We start from the raw sequence: 23,935 nt of genomic DNA, 5'->3' as shown, positions 1-23,935 counted from the left end.
GTATGTATCGATAAATGTCTTGATATCAAGATAAGTGGGCACAATTGGACAAATCATCCCAGGCTGACGCCGTAGATCGTATTCTTGAACAGTGGAAACGGGAGCGCCCGGATCTGGATTGCAGCCCAATGGGCCCCCTCGGTCGCCTGAAGCGCTGTGCCATGCTGCTGGAGCCGCGGATAGAAACCGCCTTTACCCGCCACGATCTGGTGCGCTGGGAATTTGACATGCTGGCTACGCTTCGCCGGGCCGGCGCACCGTTTATCCTCTCCCCGACCCAGCTTTTTTCCACGCTGATGATCACCTCCGGCACCATGACGCATCGCCTTAAGGCACTGGAAAAACGGGGCTTTATCACCAGATTACCTGACCCGGACGATGCGAGAAGTCTGCTGGTCGCCCTGACGCCAGAGGGACGCGAGCGAATCGATGAGGCGGTGGAAAGCCACGTGGAAAACGAACGCCAGCTGCTGGCCGGGCTCTCAGCAGAGCAGCGCCAGCAGCTGGATCAGGCGCTTGCGGTCTTTATGCGCCTGCTGGAAGCGCGCTAACAACCGGCGGCAATATAATCGCCGTTGGCGCTCATCGGGATCACGGTCAGAAACAACACGCAGGCAAATAAAATAAGGATCGCCCCGCCGGCAATTTTTACCGCCGGTACCAGCCATGTCAGATGGCCGCTATTCCCGGCAAACAGGCTGACCGCCCGCTCACGCGCATAGCGCACCGCCAGCGAGAGGCCGAGAATCGATAAAGCCGTCCCCAATGACATCGTCATCACTGCGGCAATGCCCCAGCTAACGATCCCTAACGCATTAGAAAACAGCAGGATCATTATCGCTCCGCTGCAGGGCCTGGCGCCGATTGCCAGCACAACGCCGACCCGGGTTTTCCAGTCAACATGCGCCAGTTCGCGGCCAACGCCGTGGTGCCCGCAGCCGCAGTTTTCGCTATGTTCGTCCAGCGGGGTCAGGGCGCTGATGGCCATTTTTCGCGGCCGCAGCCCCTTAAGCGTTTGATAAATCACAAACGCGCCAAAGGCGCCCACCATCAGCGCGCTGATTTTCTCCACGTACCAGCGACTGGTGCTGAGGTCGCCGGAAGCAAGGTTCAGTCCCACCGCCAGAATAAAGACAAACAGAATAGCGCTCACGCCCTGCATCAGGCTGCCAAGAAACGGCACCACTCTCGCGGCCAGCAGGCTCTCTTGATTGGTACTGAGGTAGGTGGTGACGATAAATTTACCGTGCCCGGGGCCAATGGCATGCAGAACGCCATACAGAAATGCCCCGCCCAGCAGCCACATCCCGCCGCTATATTGATGGTTGTTAAGCTGTAAAAGATACATCACCAGGTAGCGATGCAGGGTGATTTGCGTTGCCAGGCACCACTGAAGAAAAGCCCCCCAATGCGCATGTAGCGCTAGCCCGCCCCACAGCAGGACCAGGAGCGGCAACCCCAGCGACAGCAGGCGCCAGTCACGTGTCAGAGTGCGAGTTGTCATCATTTTTAGCCATTAAGTGAGTCTGAATTTCCACCCGGCAGTCCCGGCGAGAGCGCCCGCCAGCCTGCCCTGTTCCCCGTCGATTGCATTTTGCATTGCCCGCTAAATACGCATACCATCAGCCCATTCTACCGTCGTCGGGCAAGGAGAGGCTTGTGGAACACAATAACGCATCAGCGCAACCAGACAGCCACGAGAGCCGCTTTCATAAAGAAGAATTTCCCTTCTTCTGGGTGGTCAACGTTTATGCAAAGTATACGCAGTTGATGGAGATCGAATTAAAAAAAATCGACATCGATCTTTCCCGCTTCCGGGTGCTGATGCTGGTCCATCAGTATCACAGGGCCAGTATCTCCCGCATCACCGAATACGCCGTCAGTAAAATGCCCACCGTCACCAAAATCGTCGGCCGCCTGCGTGACGACGGACTGCTGACCACCCACGTCAGCACCAGCGATGGTCGGGTCACGGAAGCGGAGCTCACGCCCGCAGGTCAGGCAAAAGTTGCCGAGGCCCAGGTGCTGAGCCAAAAAGTGTTCGCCCGGGCATTTAAAGGCATTACGCCAGCGCAAGAAAAGAAAATGAACCACGTTCTGTCTCTGCTGCTCCATAACCTCAACGACTGATTTCCTTTCTGACGACACGATAATGGCCATTTAAAGAAAAAGGTTATTATCGTGCTATCACCTTACCCCTCGTTTTTCGCACGCTTTTTTATCATTTTATTAACTTATATTTTGCGGTTTATTTTGTGACAGCCCTCAAGAGATTAAAATACAGGCACCACAAAATAAAGATAAAAATCAATTAATTAAAAATTATTGTTTGTTTATAAAATGTTCTTATAGCCAAAAACGATGTGAAAAATACGTTACAAATTACTTGAAGTTTCAAGTTTTAATGACAAGATTATCTCAGATTCAGTTCAGTCTGTTTTTTATACACCCGTCCTTCACCGGGTATCGCTAAACGGGAAGTGAACCATGGCTAATGAACATCGCACAGGCAGGACGTCCGCACATTCCGGGTTTATCTCGCGCTTTACGCTGGGTAGCGGAGCGCTGACGTTTGCGGCCAAAGATACTCTCGATATCGCGGGCTACCCCACTCGTGCAGGCAGCCCGGTACGGCAAGATGCCCCGGAAGCGAAAGTACACGCGGCGGTGATTCAACGACTACTGGATAGCGGGTGTCAGCTGCGGGGAAAAACGACGCTTCATGAGTTGGCCTTTGGCGTTACCGGGATCAATACCTGGAGCGGAACGCCGGTCAACCCGCACTATCCGGCGTTGATTCCCGGCGGTTCATCAAGTGGTTCGGCAACCGTGGTGGCCGCCGGGGAGGTCGACTTTGCGATTGGCACTGATACCGGGGGTTCCGTGCGCATGCCAGCCGCCTGCTGTGGGGTTGTGGGTCTGAAACCGACATGGGGGCGCGTGAGCCGCCAAGGGGTGATGCCCGCCGACAGCTCCCTGGATTGCGTTGGTTTTTTCAGCCGCGAGGTTGCGACGCTGCGCCCGGTGCTGGAGCGGGTCCTTGGCGAAGTCGCCCCTGCCGCTGGCGCTTACCCCGCGGCCACGGCGTTCCTCTTCGGCCAGGCCACGGCAGATATTGAACAGCTGATTCGCGCCCGTCTGGCACAGGCGGGGCTCCTTCCCACGGAAGCGATGCTGACAGGGTTCGCCGAAGCGCATCAGGCGGGGCTAACGATCATCGCCCAGGAAAACTGGCAGGCCTTTCATTCCATCGTTGAGGAGCCTGCACTGGCCCGGGATGTCGCGGTGCGCATTCGCGCTGGCGCTGACATTAGCCCGGCTCAGCGCCAGGCGGCAGAGCGCACTCGCCAGGCGTTTACCGACGCGGTCGATGCTCAACTGGCCCGTACGCCGTTTATTTTACTGCCTACGCTGCCGGCCTGCCCGCCGACGCTGGAAGAGGCGGCGGATCCACTCAATGTGGTAAACCTGACCCGGCTGGTACGCCCGTTTAATTTAAGCGGTCATCCGGCGCTGACGCTTCCCGTCGGCGAGATAAACCAGCGGCCGGTAGCCCTACAAATCGTTGCCGGGAAAAATAAAGAATTTGAATTACTCTGTTTTGCTGAATCACTGATGGCGAAATTGCCATAAAAGTCAGACTCGCAGGCCAAATAAAATAATAAGCCCTAAATAATTCACGCTGCCGAACCGCTGCACGACCGTGGTTCAGGTAAATGGATGTCGCCACGCGCGCACCGCCTGAAATATACCGGGTATAAAAGTTTATTCTATTTAACTGGAAGAGGCTCAGTCGCATGTTAAATTCATCTGCCACTCTGCGCGCGGAAAAGACCCCGCTCGCCAGCAATAATGCATTAAACGAATTACTCGGCGAATTAAAAAATCGCAGCGAGGAGTTTGAACAACAGCGATATATCTCTCACGATATTATTTCGCGTTTTAAAAATATTGGTGTTTACCGTGCATTGGTGCCTGCGCAATATGGCGGCGATGAAATCTCGCCGGCAGAATTCTGCCAGTTGATTGAAACCATCGCTACCGCCGACGGCTCCGCCGGATGGGTGGCAAGCTTTGGGATGAACCCCTTCTATCTTGGCGGCCTGCCGCTGAGCACGCTGGATGAGATCTACCGCCACGGTCCGGATGTCGTATTTGCCGGCGGTATTTTTCCCCCGCAGAACGCCATCGCTCAGGACGGTGGCTTTCAGATCAGCGGGCGCTGGAGCTTCGCCAGCGGCTGCACCGGGGCCGAGCTGATTGGCGTCGGCATTCTGCCGGACGATGGCTCAGCCCGCCCGCTGCCGCGCATTGCGGTCCTACCCGCCGCTAGCTTCACCATCGATCCGGTGTGGAATACCGTGGGTCTCGCGGGCACCGGCAGTCACGACGTGGTACTCAAGGATGCTTTTGTCCCCGCGGAGTGGACCTTTATCCGCGGTGGCGAACTCAATCTCGACGGCGCCCTGTATCGCTACCCGGTGCTGTCGCTGGCGACGCAGGTACTCTCCGTGGTGGCGCTGGGTATCGCCCGCGCCGCACTCGGAGAAATCTACGCCATCGCCGAGCGCCAAAGTTCGGTCACCGGCGCCCCTTGCCTGGCCGACCGCCAGTTCGCGCAGATGGACATTGCCCACTGCGAAGCGGAGCTGCGCTCTGCCCGCTGCTGGTTTTACGACGCCATTGACGATGTCTGGCAGGTCATTTTACGCGGTGATGAGCCCGATGAAGGGATGATCAGCGCCCTGCGTCTGTCGTCGACGCACGTCACCCGCGTCTCTTCATCCGTGACCACCCGCGCGCTAAAGCTGGCCGGAATGCCCGGTATTACCATGCGCAGCCCGCTCCAGCGCTACGCTCGCGACACCATGGTCATTACTCAGCACGCCTTTATGGGCGAACTGACCTACATCAACGCCGGAAATATGTTCTTCGGCCACCCGCCGCTGCCCGGCTATTTATAACCCTTTAAGGAGTATGACGATGATCCGCGTTCTATTTTGTATTGGCGTAAATCAGAACTTTTTCGATGCCACCCCGGAGGTCGGCAAGCAGGTCTGGGCCGCGTTCGGCGAGATGATGAAAGGCATTGAACACACCGACGGCATTCAAGTTATTGGCAACATGGATGACGATCGGGTCATGGTCGGGCCGTCTACCGGCTGGCCGTGGACCACCTACGTCCTTGCCGACGCACGTGATTTTGACGCCGTCACCGCCGCCTGCAATCTGTTTCGCAGCGTTCAGGTCGGCCTGGGGCCAGACCGTCTGTGGAAATATTGCAAAGTCGAAGCCCGTACCGGGCGTGAATTAATTATTCAGGCCTAACCCATGAATACAGAACAGTGCCTGCAGCGTCTGGACAAACTCGAAGCGGCCAATCAAATCCGCAACCTGATGAGTCAGTATATGCATTTATGCGACGATTTATCCCATCCGGATATTGCCCGACAGATTGCTGACTTATTTTGCGAAGAGGCGGTCTGGGAAGGCATTGGTAGTTTATATCAAGACAAGCTGGGGCGTTATTCCGGACGCCAAAATATTGCCCGAATGATGGCCAGATATATTAGTGAACCGTCGCACTTTGCCATTAACGTTCACTATTTAACGGCCGAATATATTGATATTTGCGCCGAGAGTGAAGCCATCGGACGCTGGAAAATGTTGCAGGTTTCGACTTTCCGCGCCGGAGGATCGCATCTCAACAGCGCGGAGTTGGTTATTCGCTTTAAAAAAGCAGACGCACGCTGGCTCATAGACCATTTCACCACCCGTAACTTATTGAGTCGCCCGGTGGATTACTGGCACTCGCAGGCGGATTTACCTGTCCCTGACACTACGCAGTCCCCGGAATGATTTCCCGGGCAGCCACGCGTCTGCCCGCTGAAACATCACGGAGGCTCAGGAGATTAAGCAATGTCTGAATGTATTCCGGTAAAAAATATTGAGAGCGGCTACGACGCCGCCGCGCTGTCCACCCTGGTGCAGTCTGACCGGGTTCACACCTCGCTGTATACCTCCGGCGATATTTTCGCCCTGGAGATTGAGAAAATTTTTAACCAGACCTGGGTCTGGGTCGGGCACGAAAGTGAAGTCCCCGACGCGGGTAGCTTTAAGTCTTCTATGGTCGGAACACAGCCGGTCATCGTGGTACGCGATCGCAAAGGCAATATCAACGTTCTGCTTAACCGCTGTCGCCATCGCGCCGCAACGGTCTGCGAACATCGCAGCGGGAAAACCAACAGCTTCGTCTGCCCGTATCACGGCTGGGGCTACGGCCTCGACGGTGCCCTGCGCGGCGTGCCACATCCGGAAAGCTACGGCGATACCCTGGAAAAAGACCAGCTCGGCATGGTGCGTCTGCGTAGCGAAAGCTATGCGGGGATGATTTTCGCCACCTTCAACCACGAAATGGAACCGCTGACCGACTTCCTCGGGCCGGCCATGAAGTGGATGGATTTGTTTATGAAACAGGGGGCGGGCTACCCGTTACAAGCCACCACCGCTCACCGCTTCCGTTTCCCAGGCAACTGGAAGATTCAGCTGGAAAATACCACCGATGGCTATCACTTCCCCATCGTGCACAAGTCGTTCCTTAGCTCGGTCGATAAGCAAACGGAAGAGATGCTCAACTTCGTCGACGGCAAAGGCTTTGTCGAAGACCTCGGCAACGGTCATAGCGTGATGGTGATGATCCCGGAACTGATTGACCTTGAGGAGAACCTCGACGCGCCGGTGCCGGACCGTTTCCTCGAACTGGCTCAGGCGCTGCGTGAAGAAGGCCACGAAGAATTGCAGGTTCGTCGCATCGTCCGCGCAGTCGGAGGCAGCGGTTTCAACCTGAACCTGTTCCCCAACATCGCCTGCTCGATGGCATTCTTCCGCGTCCTGCAACCCGTCTCGGTGCAGGAAACCGAAATCCACCACGTGGTGCTGACCATGAAAGATGGCCCGGCGATAGCCAACCAGGCACGTCTACGGATGCATGAACACTTCCAGGGCCCGATGGGCTTTGGCACACCGGACGACTCCGAGGCCTGGGAGCGCGTTCAGCGCGGCGGGGGCGCGGGTCACGATCTGTGGATCATGCTCAATCGCGGTCTGCCGGGTGAAACGCGCACCGCCGATGGGTTGCGCAGCGACGTCAGCGCCGAAACCGGCATGCGCGCCGCCTATCAGCAATGGAAAAAGTACATGACCGCAGAAAGCCGGGGGCAACAATGAGCGCACAACAGATCTTAACCGCCGCCATTCACTTTATTAATCATGAAGCAGATCTGCTCGACCAGGGTGAGTTCCGCGAATGGCTGGCGCTGTGGCAGCCGCAGGGGATGTACATCATTCCGGTCGACCAGCAGACCACCGATTTCGCCAACGCGCTGAATTACGCCTATGACAATCAGGCCATGCGCGAAAAGCGCGTCCATCGGCTGTACAGCGGCGAGTCAATCTCGACGACACCGCGCGCACGCACCATTCGCATGACCGGCCGCCATCGCCTGACCGATGCCAGCGACGAGCGCGTTGAGATCCGCTGCGCCCAGTTTCTGTATGAATACCGCAAAGGTAACGAGCACCATTACGTTGCTGACCTGAGCTACACCCTGGTCCCGCAGGGTGATCGCTTTCTGATCGCGCAGAAGGTCGTCCGGCTGATTAACGGCGACGACTATCTGCATAGCATTGGCTACATCCTGTGAGGCGGCAATGACAAGAACCGTATTAGTAACCGGCGCGGCCAACGGCCTGGGGCTGACGATTAGCCGCCATCTGTGGCAGCAGGGCTATCGGGTAGCAATGGCGGATATCTCCCTCGACGCTGCGTGCGAAAGCGCCCGAGAGATCGATGCCGATCGGCAGCGACTGCTGCCTCTGGCGTTGGATATCCGCGAACCCGATCAATTTCACGCCGCGCTGGCACAGATCTGCGCGCATTTTGGCGAGCTGGATGTGCTGGTCAACAATGCCGCGCTCACCCTGACCACGCCGATCATGGAGATCTCCGTTGAGGAGTTCGATCGCGTCACCAGCACCAATCTGCGGGGCACCTTCCTCGGCTGTCAGATCGTCGGCCGCTATTTTAGCGAACGTCGACAGGGCAACATTATCAACCTCGCTTCGCTGGCGGGGCAAAACGGCGGCACCGCCTCTGGCGCCCATTATGCGGCGTCGAAAGGCGGCATTCTGACGCTGACGAAAGTGTTCGCCCGTGCGCTGAGCGCCGCCGGGGTCAGCGTCAACGCCATTGCCCCTGGCCCGCTCGATTTACCTTCCGTTCACGCGGCGGTACCGGAAGAAAAAATGCCGGCGCTGCTGGAGATGATCCCCATGAAGCGCCTTGGCGATCCGCTGCTGGTTGCCCGGGCGGTCGAACTGCTGGCCGCTCCGACCGCCACCTTTATCACCGGGGCAACCTGGGATATTAACGGCGGCATTTATATGCGTTAAGCCCTGTCAGGGTGGAGAAATAAGATGGCTGAAACACTGACCGTACGCGTCGCAGAACGCGAAATCCAGGGCGCTGATGTGGCGGTCCTGACGCTGACCTCGCTGGACGGATCTCCCCTGCCGCCGTTTAGCGCCGGGGCGCATATCGATCTCTATCTCGGTGAAGGGATCGTTCGCCAGTATTCGCTGTGCAGCAGCCCCCATCATCCGGAGCTGTATCGTCTGGGTATTCTCAGGGATCGGGCATCGCGCGGGGGATCGCTGGCGGCGCACGAGCTCCAGGTCGGCGCAACGGTGGTTATCAGCCCGCCGCGCAATCTGTTTGCTCTTGAGATGAACGCCAGCTATAGCCTGCTGATTGGCGGCGGGATCGGGATTACGCCGATGCTGGCGATGGCGGATGCGCTGTTCCGCGCCGGAAAATCGTTCACGATCCACTATTGCGGACGCCACCGCGACGGGATGGCCTTTTTGCACGAGCTGGCAGACTGTCACTTTAGCGACCGTGTCCATCTGCATATCAGCGACGAAGGGCAAAGATTCCGCCCAGAAGAGGTGCTGGCTCCGCATCACGCCGCCGCCCATGTCTACGTCTGTGGCCCGGAAGGGTTTATGGGCGGAATAACCGATGCGGCGCGCGGCTGCGGCTACCCGCCCGAACGGCTGCATCAGGAATTCTTTAACCGGGAAGTGGAAACCGGCGGCGACAGCTTTACCGTCGACGTCCCTGAACTGGGCGTCACCGTTGCCGTCGGGGAGAACGAAACCATCGTCGCCGCGCTGCAAAAAGCGGGGATCAAGGTCAAAGTCTCCTGCGAACAGGGCGTCTGCGGAACCTGCCTCGCTAACGTGTGCAGCGGCGTGCCGGACCACCGCGACGAGTATTTAACCGATGAAGAACGCGAAGCTAACGACCAGATTCTGCTGTGCTGTTCGCGGGCCAAAACGCCCCGGTTGGTTATCGAAAGCTTCGAATACGTCAAACTGAAATAACGGATACCGCTATGAACCTGACATCTGATTTCCGTAACGCCATGGCACAGCTGGGTAGTGCCATTACGATAATCACCACCGATGGCCCGGCAGGCCGCTTTGGCTTTACCGCCTCTGCCGTATGCAGCGTCACCGATTCCCCCCCGACACTGCTGGTCTGTATGAACCGCTCCTCTTTTGCCCATAGCAAGTTTAAAGAGAACGGCGTGCTGTGTGTGAACGTGCTCTCCGCTCAGCATCAGGACCTCTCCGGCGTTTTCGCCAATAGTCAGCTGCGTTCGGAGGCGCGTTTTTTGCATGACCAGTGGCTGACGCTGGAAACCGGTTCGCCGGTGCTGGCCTCCGCCGTCGCCAATGTAGACTGCACTATTTCCACCAGCCATGAAGTGGGCAGTCACAGCGTGTTTTATTGCGAAGTCAGACAGATTCGCCATCAGCAGGCCGGCGACGGTCTGGTGTGGTTCAACCGCCAGTTCCATACCCTTAGCGCGCAACCGTACCGCTAAGGTTCACCATAACTCAAAATACCCTATCGCATTATGCCGCCCCGGTAAGAGTCGGGTTGCATCATGGCGCCGGCCCTTCGGCGCCCTCTTTTCACCTGCACTGGAGTACATGTGATGTCTGGAACTGCGAGCGAGACGCCGGTCAGCAAGCCCCAATCAATGCGCAAGTTGATTATCGGCTCTTTTTTGGGTAACTCCCTGGAATGGTATGACTTTTTTCTGTACGGTACGGCGGCAGCGCTGGTCTTCGGTCCGCTATTTTTTCCGGCAACCGACGATCCGCTGCTCGGGGCCTTCCTGGCCTTTTCCGGCTTCGCCATCGGCTTTATCGCCAGGCCGCTAGGCGGTATCGCCTTCGGTCATCTCGGCGATAAATACAGCCGCAAAATGACCCTGATTATCACCCTGACGTTAATGGGCGCCAGTACCTTCCTGATTGGCCTGCTGCCAACCTACGAACATATTGGTGTACTGGCGCCGATCGCTTTAATTAGCCTGCGCTTCGTTCAGGGCGTCGCCTCCGGCGGCGAATGGGGCGGCGGCGTACTGATGCTGAGCGAGAATGCACCGGAAAAACAAAAAGGCTACTACACCGCGTGGAGCCAGGTGGGAGTGTCCGGCGGTTTTGTCCTCTCGTCGCTGGCTTTCTATCTGGTACAGCTGCTGCCGCAGGAAGATGTGCTGGCCTGGGGATGGCGCATCCCCTTCCTGCTGAGCCTGTTTATCTTTCTGGTGGGGGTCTATATCCGGCGCAACATCGAGGAAAATGCCGAGTTCGTCGCCCGCAAAACGCAGCCAGAAGAGGCGCAGCTGCCGGTGCTTAGCGCTTTTAAACATCATCCGAAAGCGATATTGCAGGCCATTGGCCTGCGGCTGGCGGAAAACGGCGCGGTGTACATCTTTTTCACCTTTTCAGTGGTCTATTGCAAACATATCGGCATTGAAACCAGCCAGGTGATTGCCGCCGTGACCATTGCAATGGCGGTAGAGATCGTCACCATTCTCGCCTGGGGCTGGCTGTCGGATCGTATCGGCAGGAAAACGCTCTATTATATCGGCGTGACAGGCATGGCGCTGGTTGCTTTTCCGTTCTTCTGGCTCCTGCAGATGCATAGTTTCCCGGCTATTTTGCTGGCGATGCTGCTGGCGCTGCCGGTGTGTCACGGGGCGATGATCGCCGCTCAGCCGTGCATGATGGCGGAGCTGTTTCCGGTGGAAGTGCGCTATACCGGCCTGGCGCTCGGCCATGAGATTGGAGCCGTTATCTCCGGCGGGATAAGCCCGATGCTGGCGGTCGCATTTTTGATAAAATGGGATAGCTACGTGCCCGTGGCGCTGATGTTGCTGGCCTTTGCTCTGCTGGCTCTGGTGGCGCTGTTCAGCATTCGCCAGCCCGCCGCCCCCCGTCAGCGGCTGCCGGCCCTGTAGAGCGCACAAACCGGGTCAGTCCACAGGAGTACATGCTGGCCCGGCAACCCCACCTGAGGGAAACACTCGCCTCTGACAAATTTAATTTTAAACAAAACAATGAATAAACAGGCAGTTATTGCTGAGAGATAAAAAATATTTCCACGTCACAATAGCGCTTAATTATTATTCATATATCAGCTGTTTGGTTTATCAGAAAGGCAACATTTATGAAAAAGCTCATTCTCTCTCTGGTTACTGCGGCGCTGTTGCTGCCAGCCCTGTCGGCCCAGGCAACTTACCGCAGTGATAACCGCCAGGACGCACGGGACACCCGTCAGGATTCCCGCCAGGGTGGACGTGATGTCAAACAACAGTGCGTCAAAGACAACAACAAAAGCAACGCCAACTGCCGCCATGATAAACGCGATAACCGTCGCGATGGCCGCCAGGATGCCCGCGACGAAAAATGGTAAGTTAAGCACCAACGGGCAGGCGCGGTGTCCACGCCTGCCTTCGCTCCCGTCATCGGCGGCGCCTGAGGTCTAACGCAGCGCCCGCTCTACGCTTTCCGGGTAAGGCCAGCCTTGAATACGGGCGACCTCTCTGGCCAGTCTGGCATAAAGCGCCGTGGTTGCCTGATAAGCTCGCCGCGCATCCGACGCATCAAAATGGCCATAAGTGGCCTGTAATTCTGCCCAGATAGCTTCTCCCGCCCAGTGCCGGATCCCCTTCCCCAGATGCCAGATATCAACCGGCTCGGGGTGACGGGCGATGGCGTGCCACTCGATCATTTCCAGCAGCAGCTCTTTCATGGTCCCGTCGCGTTGCTTAGCCAGTAAGAGCTCATCCCGGGCCAGATAGCGGGGAACATGGAACGCCTCAAACCAAAATTCTTCAACACGTGCGAGAAAGCGTTGCTCGTCAGGCATGGCATGAACCGGGAAGCGGTACGTCGCCGCCGGAAGTGCTTTAGCGAAGGCGTCTTTATCAACAAGCAGCTGATAACCTCGTTCGTAGAGCGGATCCAGCCCCGCGGGGCTCGCCATCTTCTGTAGACGCGCCAGCCCCGCCAGCGTGAAATCGACTTTAATGCCACCGGCATAAATAACCAGCCGCGTAGGCCAGGACTGCGCGTCCACGGCATCAAGATGCAGGATCGTGATCACCTCGCCGAAGCGATGGATCCAGTCATCGTTTTTAGCCATCCCGACCGGATCCTGGGCAATAATGTCCATATCCAGATCCGAAAAGGCATCCACCAGCCCGTCCCGGCGCGCCAGCGATCCCGTTTGCACCAGCGCCCGGACGTTATCGTTCCCGTGCGCCCACGTGCGGATCCGTGCGGCCAGCTGCGAACGCTGACTCTCTGCTTCCATTATTTTCTGTCCTCAAATACGGCCACCGGGCGGCTCAACGCGGCGGGTTTAAGCTTTCCAGGGGAAAGGGGCGATCCTGCACCACGGTTTTCATCACCAGCGTCGAGCGCAGATGCTGCACGCCGGGCATCGCGGAGAGCTTATCATCATAGAGTTTTTGAAAGGCCGGCAGATCCCGAGTGACGACGTGCATCAAATAGTCCGGGTCACCGAACAGCCGCTGGGCCAGCACGATCTGGGGGATCTCTTCAACCGCCTCTTCAAACGCGCTTACCGCTTTTTTATCGCCTTCTTTTAACGTCGCAAAGACGATGGCCAGAAAGTTAAAGCCCATTTTGATGGGATCCAGACTGGCGCGGTAGCCGGTGATAACGCCTTCCTGCTCTAAGGCACGTAGCCGCCGATGGCAGGGCGACAGGCTCAAATTGACCCGTTCGGCCAGTTCCGTAATCGACAGGCGGCCATCGGATTGCAGCTCAGCAATAATTTTTCGATCTATGCTGTCCATTTGGAAGATTTTCTCTTTAACAGGTGGTTTTCAGCATAACATTGAAAGCTCATTTCCCGTAAATGCCGATATTCTTTTCCTCTACAGAACACGAATACGAGCGGGAGACAGTTATGCACAATACCTTAAGCCACGGTGGAGAAAACGCACCATGGAAATGAGTTTCATCGCCGGGTTCTGGGTTGTCTCCTTCCTGCTTATCATCACTCCCGGTGCCGACTGGGCCTACACCATCAGCGCCGGCATTAACGGACAGCGGGTGATCCCCGCGGTAATCGGGCTGATGTCCGGGCACCTGCTGGCGGCGGTTATCGTGATCGCCGGGATCGGCGTGGCGATCGCCGGACATCCGCTGGTACTGTCGCTGATAACCCTGCTGGGAGCAGCCTATTTGCTGTGGCTGGGGATCGCGATTTTGCGTCATCCTTCTGCGCCTGATGCCGCAACACAACAGGCCGGAAGCTGGAACCGTTGGGCGCTAAAAGGACTATGCATTAGCGGGCTGAATCCAAAAGTCTTCCTTTTATTCCTCGCCCTGTTGCCACAATTTACCGATCCCCAAGGGCGCTGGCCTGTTGCACTGCAAATGTCAGCCTTGGGGAGTATCCACCTGCTGACCTGCACGCTTATCTATTTCCTGGTGGGTTACGGGTCAAAAAGACTATTAGCCACCCGGCCAGCGGTAGCAAGAAGAGTCAGTATGACTTCCGGGGCGATTATGGTGGCGATAGCCGTTCTGCTATTCTGCAGCCAGCTGAAATAATGCGCCAGATACTGAATGAGCAAAATAAATTTACACCGTATTTAAGTTATTTGTGCCCTCGTGACAGGGGTGAGTCAGCAGAGCTGAATATTTCACGGCGGGTTCTGGCATCTATTCGGCGTAAAAAATGCCGTCTCACTCAAATGCCCATGGCAGGCTCCAGACAACTCCAGTAATCTCTACTGAAGTGAAAACATACACCTTAATAAACAATAAGATAACCTCAACCTCTAAAATAAAAACTCCAAAAGATTCCAGTAAAATCATAAATCTCCGCATTTTCCCCATCATATGGTTGCGAAATCCGCCGCCGGCTCCCGGCAGAAATTAAGCCCTGTCGGCAGGGGCTCTTTTGTTTCCGGGCTTATTATTACTATTCTAAAGCATAATTTTGCAGTATGGTTTAATCGCTGTTGCATTGGTGTAGTGAATTCTATCCGGCCGAGTATATCGTTCCTCGCGTTTTGTGAAACGTCTCGCGGAATATTCACCTGACCCAGGGCCGGGTTCCCTTTTGTGAGGAATTTGGCGGGTTAGCGAGCGTTTTATTATTAACTCTCTCGACACACAATCATTCAACCTGCGCTGAAGCGACAAGGGAGAACAAGGAGATGATTTATCCATTCCCGTCGTCTACGAGACCGGGAAACTATGATATCTCGCGGCATAGCGACATGAATAAGGATGTTTATATCCGTCTGACTAACGCCAGACCGGTGCCCTGCGCCTCCGTATCCCCGGCGTGCGCAACCAGGAGGAATGAAGAATGAGCAGAACATGGAAACCCCCAGAAGCCGTATCATTTACTAACAAAAAAATATTTATTTCATCATGTTACGTGAATCCCCCCGTTCTTGAGAGTGGAGATACTTCATGATTCAACTAAATCCCTGCCTTCAGATGACCCGGTTCAGCATGATACACGCTGGAGAACGTTATTCGTTTTAAAAAGTACCTGACGCTATGGCGAAAAATAAACGACAAGAATATCAATCGGACAACAATACTGGCCTGACGAAGACGAACAGAACGTAATGTACGCCTGCAATTAAAAGGGAATATAATGAAGAATAATGCCGATATCAAAAAAAGGAACTTCCTCACTCAAAATGAGATTGAGTCGCTTCTTAAAGCAGCAAATACCGGAGCACATGCCGCTCGTAATTATTGCCTGACATTACTCTGCTTTATTCATGGGCTCCGTGCCAGTGAAATTTGCCGCCTGCAAATTTCCGATATTGATTTACGTTCAAAGTGTATCTATATCCATCGTCTTAAAAAAGGTTTTTCCACTACCCACCCGTTGCTGAATAAAGAAATTCAGGCACTCAAAAACTGGTTGGATATTCGAAAAACCTATCCCCATGCCGACAGTGAATGGCTGTTTTTATCACGCAAAGGCAATCCGCTTTCCCGACAGCAGTTTTACCAGATTATTTCATCTTCCGGAGGTACCGCCGGATTAACGATTGAGATCCATCCGCATATGCTCCGCCATTCGTGCGGATTTGCGCTGGCTAATATGGGCATTGATACCCGCCTTATTCAGGACTACCTGGGCCATCGTAATATCCGCCATACCGTCTGGTATACCGCCAGCAATGCCGGTCGCTTTTACGGCATCTGGGACAATACTAAAGAGAAGCAGCGGAACCGCATTTTTCAATGACCGTTTTGGGATCACAAGGCCTTGACGCCTGACGCCATGGATGGCGTTAAATTGAACAGCTGTTACTAAAAACATTAATAAATATTAACCATGCGTTAATTATGATTATTGTTCCCGCAAGTTCTTATTTCGTTCATAATACGTTACCTGTCGATACCCTTGTAAATACTCAGGATTTCAATTCGTTATTTATTGTCTGATTAAACCATTCAGCATTATATTTTCCGTCTAAAATTGCGTCGCCAATAACTTTTTTCCCTGTGATTTGATGTACCTGGCAAGAAGCCCTGCGGCTTCTGTTGTGATATGCCTTAAAATCTATAAAAATAAGATTTATCGCGTGGCGATATTTTAACTATGTGTAAATGTAATGTGACCATCTATTTTTACAGCTCCAACATCATGGCAACGTGAAGAATGAACTGTATCTGTACTTTTATATAATACGCCATTAACACTGCGGATTATTTTTTAACCGTCCTGATAATTGCTTCAGGGCGCTGCCTTCGTTCAAATAAATTTCAGGAGCAATGTATTGTGAATCGACGTCGTTTTCTTACCGCCAAAGAAGTTCAGGCAATGATGCTGGCGGCACGGCAAGGTCCAACCGGAGAGCGGGATTATTGTCTTATCCTGCTGGCTTTTCGTCACGGGATGCGCATCAGCGAGCTGCTCGATCTGCATTATCGCGATCTTGATCTCAATGAGGGGCGCATCAACGTCCGCCGGTTGAAGAACGGATTTTCGACCATCCACCCACTGCGATTCGACGAACTGGAAGCCATTGACCGCTGGACCCAGGTTCGCGCAGGTTGGAAAGCGGCACAGCAAACCAATGCGATTTTTATTTCGCGCCGCGGTACTCAGCTTTCCCGCCAGCAGGCCTATCGGATTATTCGTAGCGCCGGGGAAGAAGCCGGAACTGCCACCCATACTCACCCGCATATGCTGCGTCATGCCTGCGGCTATGAGCTCGCCGAAAGAGGCACCGATACACGTTTAATTCAGGATTATCTGGGTCACCGCAATATTCGGCACACCGTACGCTATACCGCCAGTAATGCCGCACGTTTCGCGGGATTATGGGAAAGAAATAACCTGCTTGAAGAAAATTCTCATGGTCAAAAGAAATGATTTATTCATTTGATAAATAAGGATAAATTTAAAAATGAACAAGTCAATTGGGGCCAAACTGTTTATATCATAAAAATGTTTTGCAATCTTTTGCAACTGGCAAGTACATATATTCCCAGAAATTAAATTCATCTGGTTGATTATTATCACGTTTTACCCTTAAGAAACTTTACTTATCTTTCCATCCTTTCCGCTTACTCGCAATATCATCCTCTCTGACTTCGCCCGGTAACCCATTCTCTCCGTAACAAAAAAACAGCCAATAAAACCAACAAAATCAAAATCACCAAACTAATAAACCAAAAAGAAACCATAAAAACCAAAAAACCAGACATTTATATCAATGAGTCAAAATGGCCCCAATTGACTCATCAGTTGGGCGAAAACTGCGCAGAGCCGGCAGTCGAACCATTCGGCTGATACATGGAATGCCTGGAAGGCACGACGACTGCCAATTTCGGTTCGTAATATCGACATTGTTTAAAGGAAAAAAGCATGAAAATCAAAACACTGGCAATCGTTGTTGTGTCAGCCCTGTCCCTGAGTTCCGCGGCGGCCCTGGCTGATACCACCACGGTTAATGGCGGTACAGTGCATTTTAAAGGGGAAGTGGTCAACGCAGCCTGTGCAGTTGATGCCGGCTCTATCGATCAGACCGTTCAACTGGGCCAGGTTCGTTCAGCCAAGCTCGCCACTGCAGGCAGCACCAGCTCTGCGGTTGGTTTTAACATCCAGTTGGATGATTGCGATACTACCGTCGCTACCAAGGCTTCCGTTGCGTTCTCCGGTACTGCTGTAGACAGCACCAACACCACCGTTCTGGCACTGCAAAACTCCGCAGCCGGCGGCGCAACCAACGTTGGCGTACAGATCCTCGACAGCACCGGCACCCCGCTGGCGCTGGACGGCGCAACCTTCGGTGCAGCCACCACGCTGAACGACGGCACCAACATCATTCCTTTCCAGGCTCGCTACTACGCAACTGGCGCGGCAACCGCGGGTACGGCTAACGCAGACGCTACCTTCAAAGTGCAGTACGAATAATTCTCTCATCGCGCAAGGACGCTGCTCGGGCCAGGATGGCCCGTTATCCACGACAGGACTGGGGTGATAACGATGCAAGGAATGAAATCAAGCCTGCTGCTATTTTTGCTGTCGCCGCTCGCGTTTGCCGGAAACCACTGGAATGTGACGTTACCCGGCGGAAATATGCGCTTTCAGGGCGTCATTATTGCCGAATCCTGCCGCGTTGAAGCGGGAGACCAGCAGTTGACGGTCAACATGGGACAGATCAGCAGCAATCGGTTTCATTCGGCAGGGGAAGATACTGACCCTGTTCCTTTCGATATCCATCTCCAGGATTGCAGCACCGCCGTCAGTCAACGGGTGGGTGTCGCCTTTCATGGCGTAGCAGATGGAAAAAATCCGGACGTGCTCTCGGTTGGCGAAGGCCCCGGCATCGCAACCGGTATCGGCGTCGCGCTGTTCGATAAAGAAGATCGCCTGATCCCGCTCAACGGGCCACCGGGCGCCTGGTCACGGCTGTATGCCGGTCCCACCACGCTCCATTTTGTCGCCAAATATCGGGCGACCGGGCATCAGGTTACCGGCGGAGCCGCCAATGCTCAGGCCTGGTTTTCTCTGACCTATCAGTAATTAACCAGCAGGCATACCGGATGCAGGACACAACGGTAAGTATAAAAGGGGAAAACGTGAGAACAACACTGGGGATGACACGCTGCTTACTGGCAGGTTTTTTAATGATAGCAACGGCCGGTTTCGCTGCGCGTGCTGAAGCTGGCGTCGCGCTGGGCGCTACCCGGGTCATCTATCCCGCCGGGCAAAAGCAGGTTCAGCTGGCGGTCACCAATAATGACGAAAACAGCACCTATCTGATTCAGTCATGGGTCGAAAACGCCGACGGTCAAAAAGACGGGCGCTTCGTGATTACCCCACCGCTGTTCGCCATGCAGGGCAAAAAAGAGAACACGCTGCGCATTATCGATGCGACTAACGACAAGCTGCCGCAGGATCGGGAAAGCCTGTTCTGGATGAACGTGAAGGCCATCCCCTCAATGGATAAATCGAAGCTCAGCGATAACACGCTGCAGCTGGCGATTATCAGCCGCATCAAGCTGTATTACCGCCCAGGGAAACTCGCGCTGTCGCCGGATCAGGCGGCGGAGAAGCTGACGTTTCGCCGCAGTGCGAACGCCCTGACGCTGATTAACCCCACGCCCTACTACCTGACGGTTACCGAACTCAATGCCGGCACCCGAGTACTGGAAAATGCGCTGGTCCCGCCGATGGGCGAAGCCTCGGTGAAAATCCCGTCTGACGCCGGGCGAGACATCACCTACCGGACGATTAACGACTACGGCGCGCTGACTCCCCGGATGAAGGGCGTGCTGCAATAACCACGGGGAAAATAGCGTTATCCCCTGAAATATAAAAAGAACTGACAGCCGGGCGACTTCGGACCGGAGGGACTATGTCACATCTGAAATATGGGCCGGACCGCCTGGGAACCCGGCATGCGCGGTGCAGCACGCCGGGATCAGCTCGCGCATTTGTCGGGTTCCCTTTTGCCCTGTTGCTTGCCATGCAGGCCTTTTCCGCGCAGGCGGAACTTTACTTTAACCCGCGCTTCCTTGCCGATGACCCTGCTGCGGTAGCAGACCTGTCGAATTTTGAAAAGGGACAAGAGGTGCCGCCAGGCACCTATCGCGTGGATATCTATCTGAATAACGGCTTTATGACCACCCGCGACGTCACCTTTAAGAGCGGTGAAAACCATCGCGGCCTGGCCCCCTGTCTGACCCGCGGCCAGCTCGCCAGCATGGGCGTCAACACCGCCGCCGTAGCCGGCATGAATGCCCTGGCAGCCGATGCTTGCGTACCGATGGCGGAGCTGATCAAGGATTCGACCAGCCGTTTCGACGTGGGCCAGCAGCGCCTGTATCTGACCGTACCCCAGGCTTTTATGGGCAATCGCGCACGCGGATATATCCCGCCAGAACTGTGGGATGACGGCATTACCGCCGGGCTACTGAACTACAACTTTACCGGCAACAATGTCCATAACGACGTTGGCGGTAGCAGCAACTATGCCTATCTGAACCTGCAAAGTGGACTGAACATCGGCGCCTGGCGCCTGCGCGATAACACGACCTGGAGCTACAGCAGCGGCGGCAGTTCATCGAGCAGCAATGAGAATAAATGGCAGCACGTCAACAGCTGGCTGGAGCGGGATATTATCCCCCTGCGCTCGCGCCTGACGCTGGGCGACAGCTACACCAACGGCGATGTTTTTGACGGCATCAACTTTCGCGGAGCGCAGCTGGCCTCTGACGACAATATGCTGCCGGATAGCCAGAAGGGATTCGCCCCGGTGATCCACGGCATCGCCCGCGGCACGGCGCAGGTTTCGATCAAGCAAAACGGCTATGAGATCTATCAGAGTACGGTCCCGCCGGGACCGTTTACGATCGACGATCTCTACGCCGCCGGTAACGGGGGCGATCTGCAGGTGACGGTAAAAGAAGCCGATGGCACCCGTCAGGTCTTTACCGTTCCCTGGTCCACGGTGCCGGTTTTACAACGTGAAGGCCATACGCGTTTTGCCCTGACCGCCGGGGAATACCGCAGCGGTAACGACCAGCAGGAGAAACCTAAATTCTTCCAGGGCACGCTGCTGCACGGCTTACCGGCAGGCTGGACGCTGTACGGCGGTACCCAGCTGGCAGACCGCTACCGGGCATTTAACCTGGGTCTGGGGAAAAACATGGGCGAATTTGGCGCCGTGTCGCTGGACATAACCCAGGCCAACGCCACGCTCCCCGATGACAGCGATCACCAGGGGCAGTCGCTGCGCTTCCTCTATAACAAATCACTCAATGAGGTAGGCACCAATATCCAGCTGGTCGGCTATCGCTACTCCACCCGTGGCTATTTCAGCTTCGCCGATACCACCTACGACCGGATGAGCGGCTACGACGTTGAGACACAGGACGGGGTAATTCAGGTCAAGCCGAAGTACACCGACTATTACAACCTCGCCTACAGCAAACGCGGCAAGGTGCAGGTCAGCGTGACCCAACAGCTCGGGCGTACCGCCACCCTCTATTTAAGCGGCAGCCACCAGAGCTACTGGGGCACCGGCAAAGCCGATGAACAGTTACAGGCCGGGCTGAACGCTGCCGTCGATGATATCAACTGGACCCTGAGTTATAGCGTCACCAAAAATGCCTGGCAGGACGGACGCGATCAGATGCTGGCGGTCAACGTCAACATCCCCTTCAGCCACTGGATGCGTTCCGATACCCGATCTGTCTGGCGGCACGCCAGCGCCAGCTACAGCATGTCGCACGATCTTGATGGCCGGATGACCAACCTGGCCGGCCTGTACGGCACGCTGCTGGAGGATAACAACCTGAGCTACAGCATGCAGACCGGCTATGCCGGCGGCGGCAACGGCGGGAGCGGTGGCACCGGGTACGCGGCGCTGAACTATCGCGGCGGCTACGGTAACGCCAACGTCGGCTACAGCCGCAGCGATGGACTTAAGCAGCTGTATTACGGCGTGAGCGGCGGCGTGCTTGCCCACGGCAACGGCGTCACCTTAAGCCAGCCGCTCAACGACACGGTGGTACTGATTAAAGCCCCGGGAGCCGATAACGTGAAAGTGGAAAACCAGACTGGAGTACGCACCGACTGGCGCGGCTATGCGGTGCTGCCCTATGCCACCGAATACCGTGAAAACCGGGTTGCGCTGGATACCAACACGCTGGCTGACAACGTCGATCTGGATGATGCGGTCGTCAGCGTGGTGCCCACGCATGGCGCCATTGTTCGCGCGGACTTCAAGGCGCACGTCGGGATGAAGCTGTTGATGACCCTGACCCGCAACGGCAAGCCGGTTCCGTTTGGCGCCATGGTGACGTCGGCCAGTAACCAGAGCGGCAGCATCGTGGCCGATAACGGACAGGTTTATCTCAGCGGCATGCCGTTGGCTGGCAAGGTGCTGGTGACATGGGGTGAAGGCCCCGACGCCAGCTGCGTGGCCGAGTATCAGCTGCCGCAAGAGAGCCAGCAGCAGGCGTTGAGCCAGCTGTCTGCTGTCTGCCGCTAAGGAAGGAATGATGATGACCAAATCGCTGTATCTCCTGGGCGTCGTACTGTCGCTTGCCGCCGCCAACGCGACAGCGGCCGACAGTACTATCTCCATTAGCGGGTATGTTCGAGATAACGCCTGTGCGGTAGCGGGTGAGTCGAAAGACTTTACCGTCGACCTGATGGATAACGCCGCTAAACAGTTCCACGCCATCGGCGCGACAACGCCGGCGGTACCGTTTCGCATCGTGCTGTCGCCCTGCGGCAGCTCGGTGACGGCGGTGAAAGTCGGCTTCATCGGCGTCGCGGATACCGACAACACCCGTTTGCTGAAGCTGGACAGCGGCGCCGCGGCCGCGGCGGGCATGGGGGTGCAGATCCTCGATGGTCAGCAGACGATGCTGCCGCTGAACGCCGCCTCGACGGCGATTACCTGGACGACGCTGACGCCAGGGCAGACCAATACCCTGAACTTTTACGCGCGGCTGATGGCCACCCAGGTGCCAGTCACCGCCGGGCACGTCAACGCGACAGCGACATTCACGCTGGAATTCCAGTAACCGGAGGTTGAGATGAAATGGACTCCCCGAGGATGGCTGCTGGCGAGCGCGCTGGCGCTGGCCTGCTCCCCGCTGCAGGCGGCCGATATCACGATCACCGTTAACGGCAAAGTGGTCGCCAAACCCTGCACGGTCTCCACCACCAATGCCACCGTCGATCTCGGCGATCTCTATACCTTTAGCCTGGTATCGGCTGGCGCCGCGTCGGCCTGGCACAGCGTGTCGCTCGATCTGAGCAACTGCCCCATAGGTACCTCACGAGTGACCGCCAGCTTTAGCGGCACGGCAGACGCCACCGGGTATTACAAAAACCAGGGGAGTGCCGGCAATATCCAGTTGGAGTTGCAGGATGACGGCGGTACCACGCTGAACAATGGCGCCACTAAAGCGGTCCAGGTAGATGACTCAACGCAGTCCGCCCGCTTCCCGTTGCAGGTCAGAGCATTGACGGTTAACGGCGGTGCCACCCAGGGAACCATTCAGGCGGTGATTAGCGTCACCTACACCTACGCCTGAGTCAGGAGAGTAAGTTGATGAAAAAAATGATAACCCTGTTCACCACGCTGCTGCTGTTGGGCTGGTCGGTGAATGCCTGGTCCTTTGCCTGTAAAACTGCAACCGGGGCGACGATCCCCATCGGTGGCGGCAGCGCGAACGTCTACGTCAACCTGACGCCGGCGGTGAACGTCGGGCAAAACCTGGTGGTCGATCTCTCCACGCAAATCTTCTGCCATAACGACTATCCGCAAACCATTACCGACTACGTGACCTTGCAGCGAGGTTCCGCCTATGGTGGGGTGCTGTCGAGCTTTTCCGGTACCGTAAAATACAACGGCACCTCCTATCCCTTTCCAACCACCACGGAAACCGCACGGGTGATCTACGATTCCACCACCGATAAGCCGTGGCCAACCGTACTCTATCTGACGCCGGTCAGTACCGCTGGCGGGGTGGCGATCACCTCCGGTTCGCTGATCGCAGTACTCATTCTCCATCAGACCAACAACTATAACGGCGACTCCTACCAGTTCGTCTGGAACATTTACGCCAACAATGATGTGGTGGTACCGACCGGCGGATGCGACGTCTCCGCCCGCGATGTGACGGTGACGCTCCCGGATTATCCTGGCTCGATGGCCGTTCCGGTTACGGTCCACTGTGCGCAAAACCAGAATCTCGGCTACTACCTCTCCGGTACTACCGCCGATACCGCCAATTCGGTCTTCAGCAATACCGCGTCGACGTCGGCGGCACAGGGCATCGGCGTCCAGATGACACGTAACGGTAGTATCGTCCCCGCCAACAGCACGGTATCGCTGGGCACGGTGGGCACTTCGCCGGTCAATCTGGGGTTAACCGCCACCTATGCACGAACCACGGGCCAGGTGACGGCGGGTAACGTGCAGTCCATTATTGGGGTGACATTTGTCTACCAGTAATGCCTGCGCGACGC

Annotated in this window: 26 protein-coding genes; 23 read left to right on the top strand and 3 right to left on the bottom strand. The window is 55.8% G+C overall.

Annotated elements, in window-relative coordinates:
- The first annotated feature begins 44 nt into the window (after window positions 1-44).
- Window positions 45-551, top strand: a complete 507-nt coding sequence (locus ACMYSK_RS24035) for a MarR family winged helix-turn-helix transcriptional regulator (protein ID WP_434638944.1) — start codon at window positions 45-47, stop codon at window positions 549-551.
- Here ACMYSK_RS24035 and ACMYSK_RS24030 read toward each other — a convergent pair.
- Window positions 548-1,504 (bottom strand): nickel/cobalt transporter, encoded by a 957-nt coding sequence (locus tag ACMYSK_RS24030; RefSeq protein ID WP_434644329.1) that lies wholly within the window; start codon window positions 1,502-1,504, stop codon window positions 548-550. The two genes, ACMYSK_RS24035 and ACMYSK_RS24030, sit on opposite strands and share 4 nt — an antisense overlap.
- A 155-nt stretch (window positions 1,505-1,659) precedes the next feature.
- Here ACMYSK_RS24030 and ACMYSK_RS24025 point away from each other — a divergent pair, with 155 nt between their 5' ends.
- The 12 genes from ACMYSK_RS24025 (at window position 1,660) to ACMYSK_RS23970 (ending at window position 11,833) form a co-directional block, all read left to right on the top strand.
- Window positions 1,660-2,130, top strand: a complete 471-nt coding sequence (locus ACMYSK_RS24025) for a MarR family winged helix-turn-helix transcriptional regulator (protein WP_434638943.1) — start codon at window positions 1,660-1,662, stop codon at window positions 2,128-2,130.
- A 357-nt stretch (window positions 2,131-2,487) separates the two neighbouring features.
- A complete protein-coding gene (locus tag ACMYSK_RS24020; protein ID WP_434638942.1) occupies window positions 2,488-3,633 on the top strand; it encodes an amidase in 1,146 nt (381 codons plus the stop codon).
- A 164-nt stretch (window positions 3,634-3,797) separates the two neighbouring features.
- Window positions 3,798-4,964 (top strand): acyl-CoA dehydrogenase family protein, encoded by a 1,167-nt coding sequence (locus ACMYSK_RS24015; RefSeq protein ID WP_434638941.1) that lies wholly within the window; start codon window positions 3,798-3,800, stop codon window positions 4,962-4,964.
- A 19-nt stretch (window positions 4,965-4,983) separates the two neighbouring features.
- Entirely contained in the window at window positions 4,984-5,328 is a 345-nt protein-coding gene (locus ACMYSK_RS24010) for an IacB protein (RefSeq protein WP_434638940.1), read from the top strand.
- 3 nt (window positions 5,329-5,331) lie between these two features.
- Complete coding sequence (locus tag ACMYSK_RS24005; protein ID WP_434638939.1) at window positions 5,332-5,859, top strand: nuclear transport factor 2 family protein; 528 nt, start codon at window positions 5,332-5,334, stop codon at window positions 5,857-5,859.
- A 60-nt stretch (window positions 5,860-5,919) separates the two neighbouring features.
- Complete coding sequence (locus ACMYSK_RS24000) at window positions 5,920-7,227, top strand: aromatic ring-hydroxylating oxygenase subunit alpha (RefSeq protein ID WP_434638938.1); 1,308 nt, start codon at window positions 5,920-5,922, stop codon at window positions 7,225-7,227.
- On the top strand, window positions 7,224-7,703 hold the full coding sequence (locus tag ACMYSK_RS23995) for an aromatic-ring-hydroxylating dioxygenase subunit beta (RefSeq protein WP_434638937.1): 480 nt from the start codon (window positions 7,224-7,226) through the stop codon (window positions 7,701-7,703). Before ACMYSK_RS24000 ends, ACMYSK_RS23995 begins: the two co-directional genes overlap by 4 nt.
- 7 nt (window positions 7,704-7,710) lie before the next feature.
- A complete protein-coding gene (locus ACMYSK_RS23990; RefSeq protein ID WP_434638936.1) occupies window positions 7,711-8,451 on the top strand; it encodes an SDR family NAD(P)-dependent oxidoreductase in 741 nt (246 codons plus the stop codon).
- A 24-nt stretch (window positions 8,452-8,475) separates the two neighbouring features.
- Window positions 8,476-9,444 carry a PDR/VanB family oxidoreductase gene (locus ACMYSK_RS23985; protein ID WP_434638935.1) on the top strand — a complete coding sequence of 323 codons (969 nt, stop codon included), beginning with the start codon at window positions 8,476-8,478 and terminating at the stop codon, window positions 9,442-9,444.
- 11 nt (window positions 9,445-9,455) lie between these two features.
- Complete coding sequence (locus ACMYSK_RS23980) at window positions 9,456-9,950, top strand: flavin reductase (RefSeq protein WP_434638934.1); 495 nt, start codon at window positions 9,456-9,458, stop codon at window positions 9,948-9,950.
- Window positions 9,951-10,109: 159 nt separating this feature from the next.
- Entirely contained in the window at window positions 10,110-11,378 is a 1,269-nt protein-coding gene (locus ACMYSK_RS23975) for an MFS transporter (protein ID WP_434644327.1), read from the top strand.
- Between the two features lie 209 nt (window positions 11,379-11,587).
- A complete protein-coding gene (locus ACMYSK_RS23970) occupies window positions 11,588-11,833 on the top strand; it encodes a hypothetical protein (RefSeq protein ID WP_434638933.1) in 246 nt (81 codons plus the stop codon).
- Window positions 11,834-11,902: 69 nt separating this feature from the next.
- Here the strand turns inward: ACMYSK_RS23970 and ACMYSK_RS23965 are convergent, their stop codons facing one another.
- Together ACMYSK_RS23965 and ACMYSK_RS23960 are read right to left on the bottom strand one after the other, a co-directional pair.
- Entirely contained in the window at window positions 11,903-12,736 is an 834-nt protein-coding gene (locus ACMYSK_RS23965) for an aminoglycoside 6-adenylyltransferase (protein ID WP_434638932.1), read from the bottom strand.
- Between the two features lie 34 nt (window positions 12,737-12,770).
- Window positions 12,771-13,244 carry an Lrp/AsnC family transcriptional regulator gene (locus ACMYSK_RS23960; RefSeq protein WP_434638931.1) on the bottom strand — a complete coding sequence of 158 codons (474 nt, stop codon included), beginning with the start codon at window positions 13,242-13,244 and terminating at the stop codon, window positions 12,771-12,773.
- A gap of 151 nt (window positions 13,245-13,395) precedes the next feature.
- Here ACMYSK_RS23960 and ACMYSK_RS23955 point away from each other — a divergent pair, with 151 nt between their 5' ends.
- The 10 genes from ACMYSK_RS23955 (at window position 13,396) to ACMYSK_RS23910 (ending at window position 23,921) form a co-directional block, all read left to right on the top strand.
- Window positions 13,396-14,007 (top strand): LysE family translocator, encoded by a 612-nt coding sequence (locus ACMYSK_RS23955; RefSeq protein WP_434638930.1) that lies wholly within the window; start codon window positions 13,396-13,398, stop codon window positions 14,005-14,007.
- Window positions 14,008-15,070: 1,063 nt separating this feature from the next.
- Window positions 15,071-15,676 carry a tyrosine-type DNA invertase gene (locus tag ACMYSK_RS23950; protein WP_434638929.1) on the top strand — a complete coding sequence of 202 codons (606 nt, stop codon included), beginning with the start codon at window positions 15,071-15,073 and terminating at the stop codon, window positions 15,674-15,676.
- A 537-nt stretch (window positions 15,677-16,213) separates the two neighbouring features.
- Complete coding sequence (fimE, locus tag ACMYSK_RS23945) at window positions 16,214-16,810, top strand: type 1 fimbria switch DNA invertase FimE (RefSeq protein WP_434638928.1); 597 nt, start codon at window positions 16,214-16,216, stop codon at window positions 16,808-16,810.
- Window positions 16,811-17,305: 495 nt separating this feature from the next.
- Window positions 17,306-17,854, top strand: a complete 549-nt coding sequence (gene fimA, locus ACMYSK_RS23940; RefSeq protein ID WP_434638927.1) for a type 1 fimbrial major subunit FimA — start codon at window positions 17,306-17,308, stop codon at window positions 17,852-17,854.
- A 72-nt stretch (window positions 17,855-17,926) separates the two neighbouring features.
- Window positions 17,927-18,466 carry a fimbrial protein gene (locus ACMYSK_RS23935; RefSeq protein WP_434638925.1) on the top strand — a complete coding sequence of 180 codons (540 nt, stop codon included), beginning with the start codon at window positions 17,927-17,929 and terminating at the stop codon, window positions 18,464-18,466.
- Between the two features lie 20 nt (window positions 18,467-18,486).
- Window positions 18,487-19,227 carry a fimbria/pilus periplasmic chaperone gene (locus ACMYSK_RS23930; protein ID WP_434638924.1) on the top strand — a complete coding sequence of 247 codons (741 nt, stop codon included), beginning with the start codon at window positions 18,487-18,489 and terminating at the stop codon, window positions 19,225-19,227.
- Window positions 19,228-19,301: 74 nt separating this feature from the next.
- Window positions 19,302-21,941: a fimbrial biogenesis usher protein gene (locus ACMYSK_RS23925; protein ID WP_434638923.1), complete on the top strand. Its 2,640-nt coding sequence runs from the start codon at window positions 19,302-19,304 to the stop codon at window positions 21,939-21,941.
- A gap of 10 nt (window positions 21,942-21,951) precedes the next feature.
- Window positions 21,952-22,482: a fimbrial protein gene (locus ACMYSK_RS23920; protein WP_434644325.1), complete on the top strand. Its 531-nt coding sequence runs from the start codon at window positions 21,952-21,954 to the stop codon at window positions 22,480-22,482.
- Between the two features lie 12 nt (window positions 22,483-22,494).
- Complete coding sequence (locus ACMYSK_RS23915; protein WP_434638921.1) at window positions 22,495-22,998, top strand: fimbrial protein; 504 nt, start codon at window positions 22,495-22,497, stop codon at window positions 22,996-22,998.
- 17 nt (window positions 22,999-23,015) lie between these two features.
- Window positions 23,016-23,921, top strand: coding sequence for a fimbrial protein (locus tag ACMYSK_RS23910; protein WP_434638920.1), 906 nt, complete (start codon window positions 23,016-23,018; stop codon window positions 23,919-23,921).
- Window positions 23,922-23,935: the final 14 nt, after the last annotated feature.

This window comes from Klebsiella sp. I138, assembly GCF_051131765.1.
In the GTDB taxonomy this organism is placed as follows: domain Bacteria; phylum Pseudomonadota; class Gammaproteobacteria; order Enterobacterales; family Enterobacteriaceae; genus Klebsiella.
This window is presented reverse-complemented; position numbering and strand designations above follow the sequence as displayed.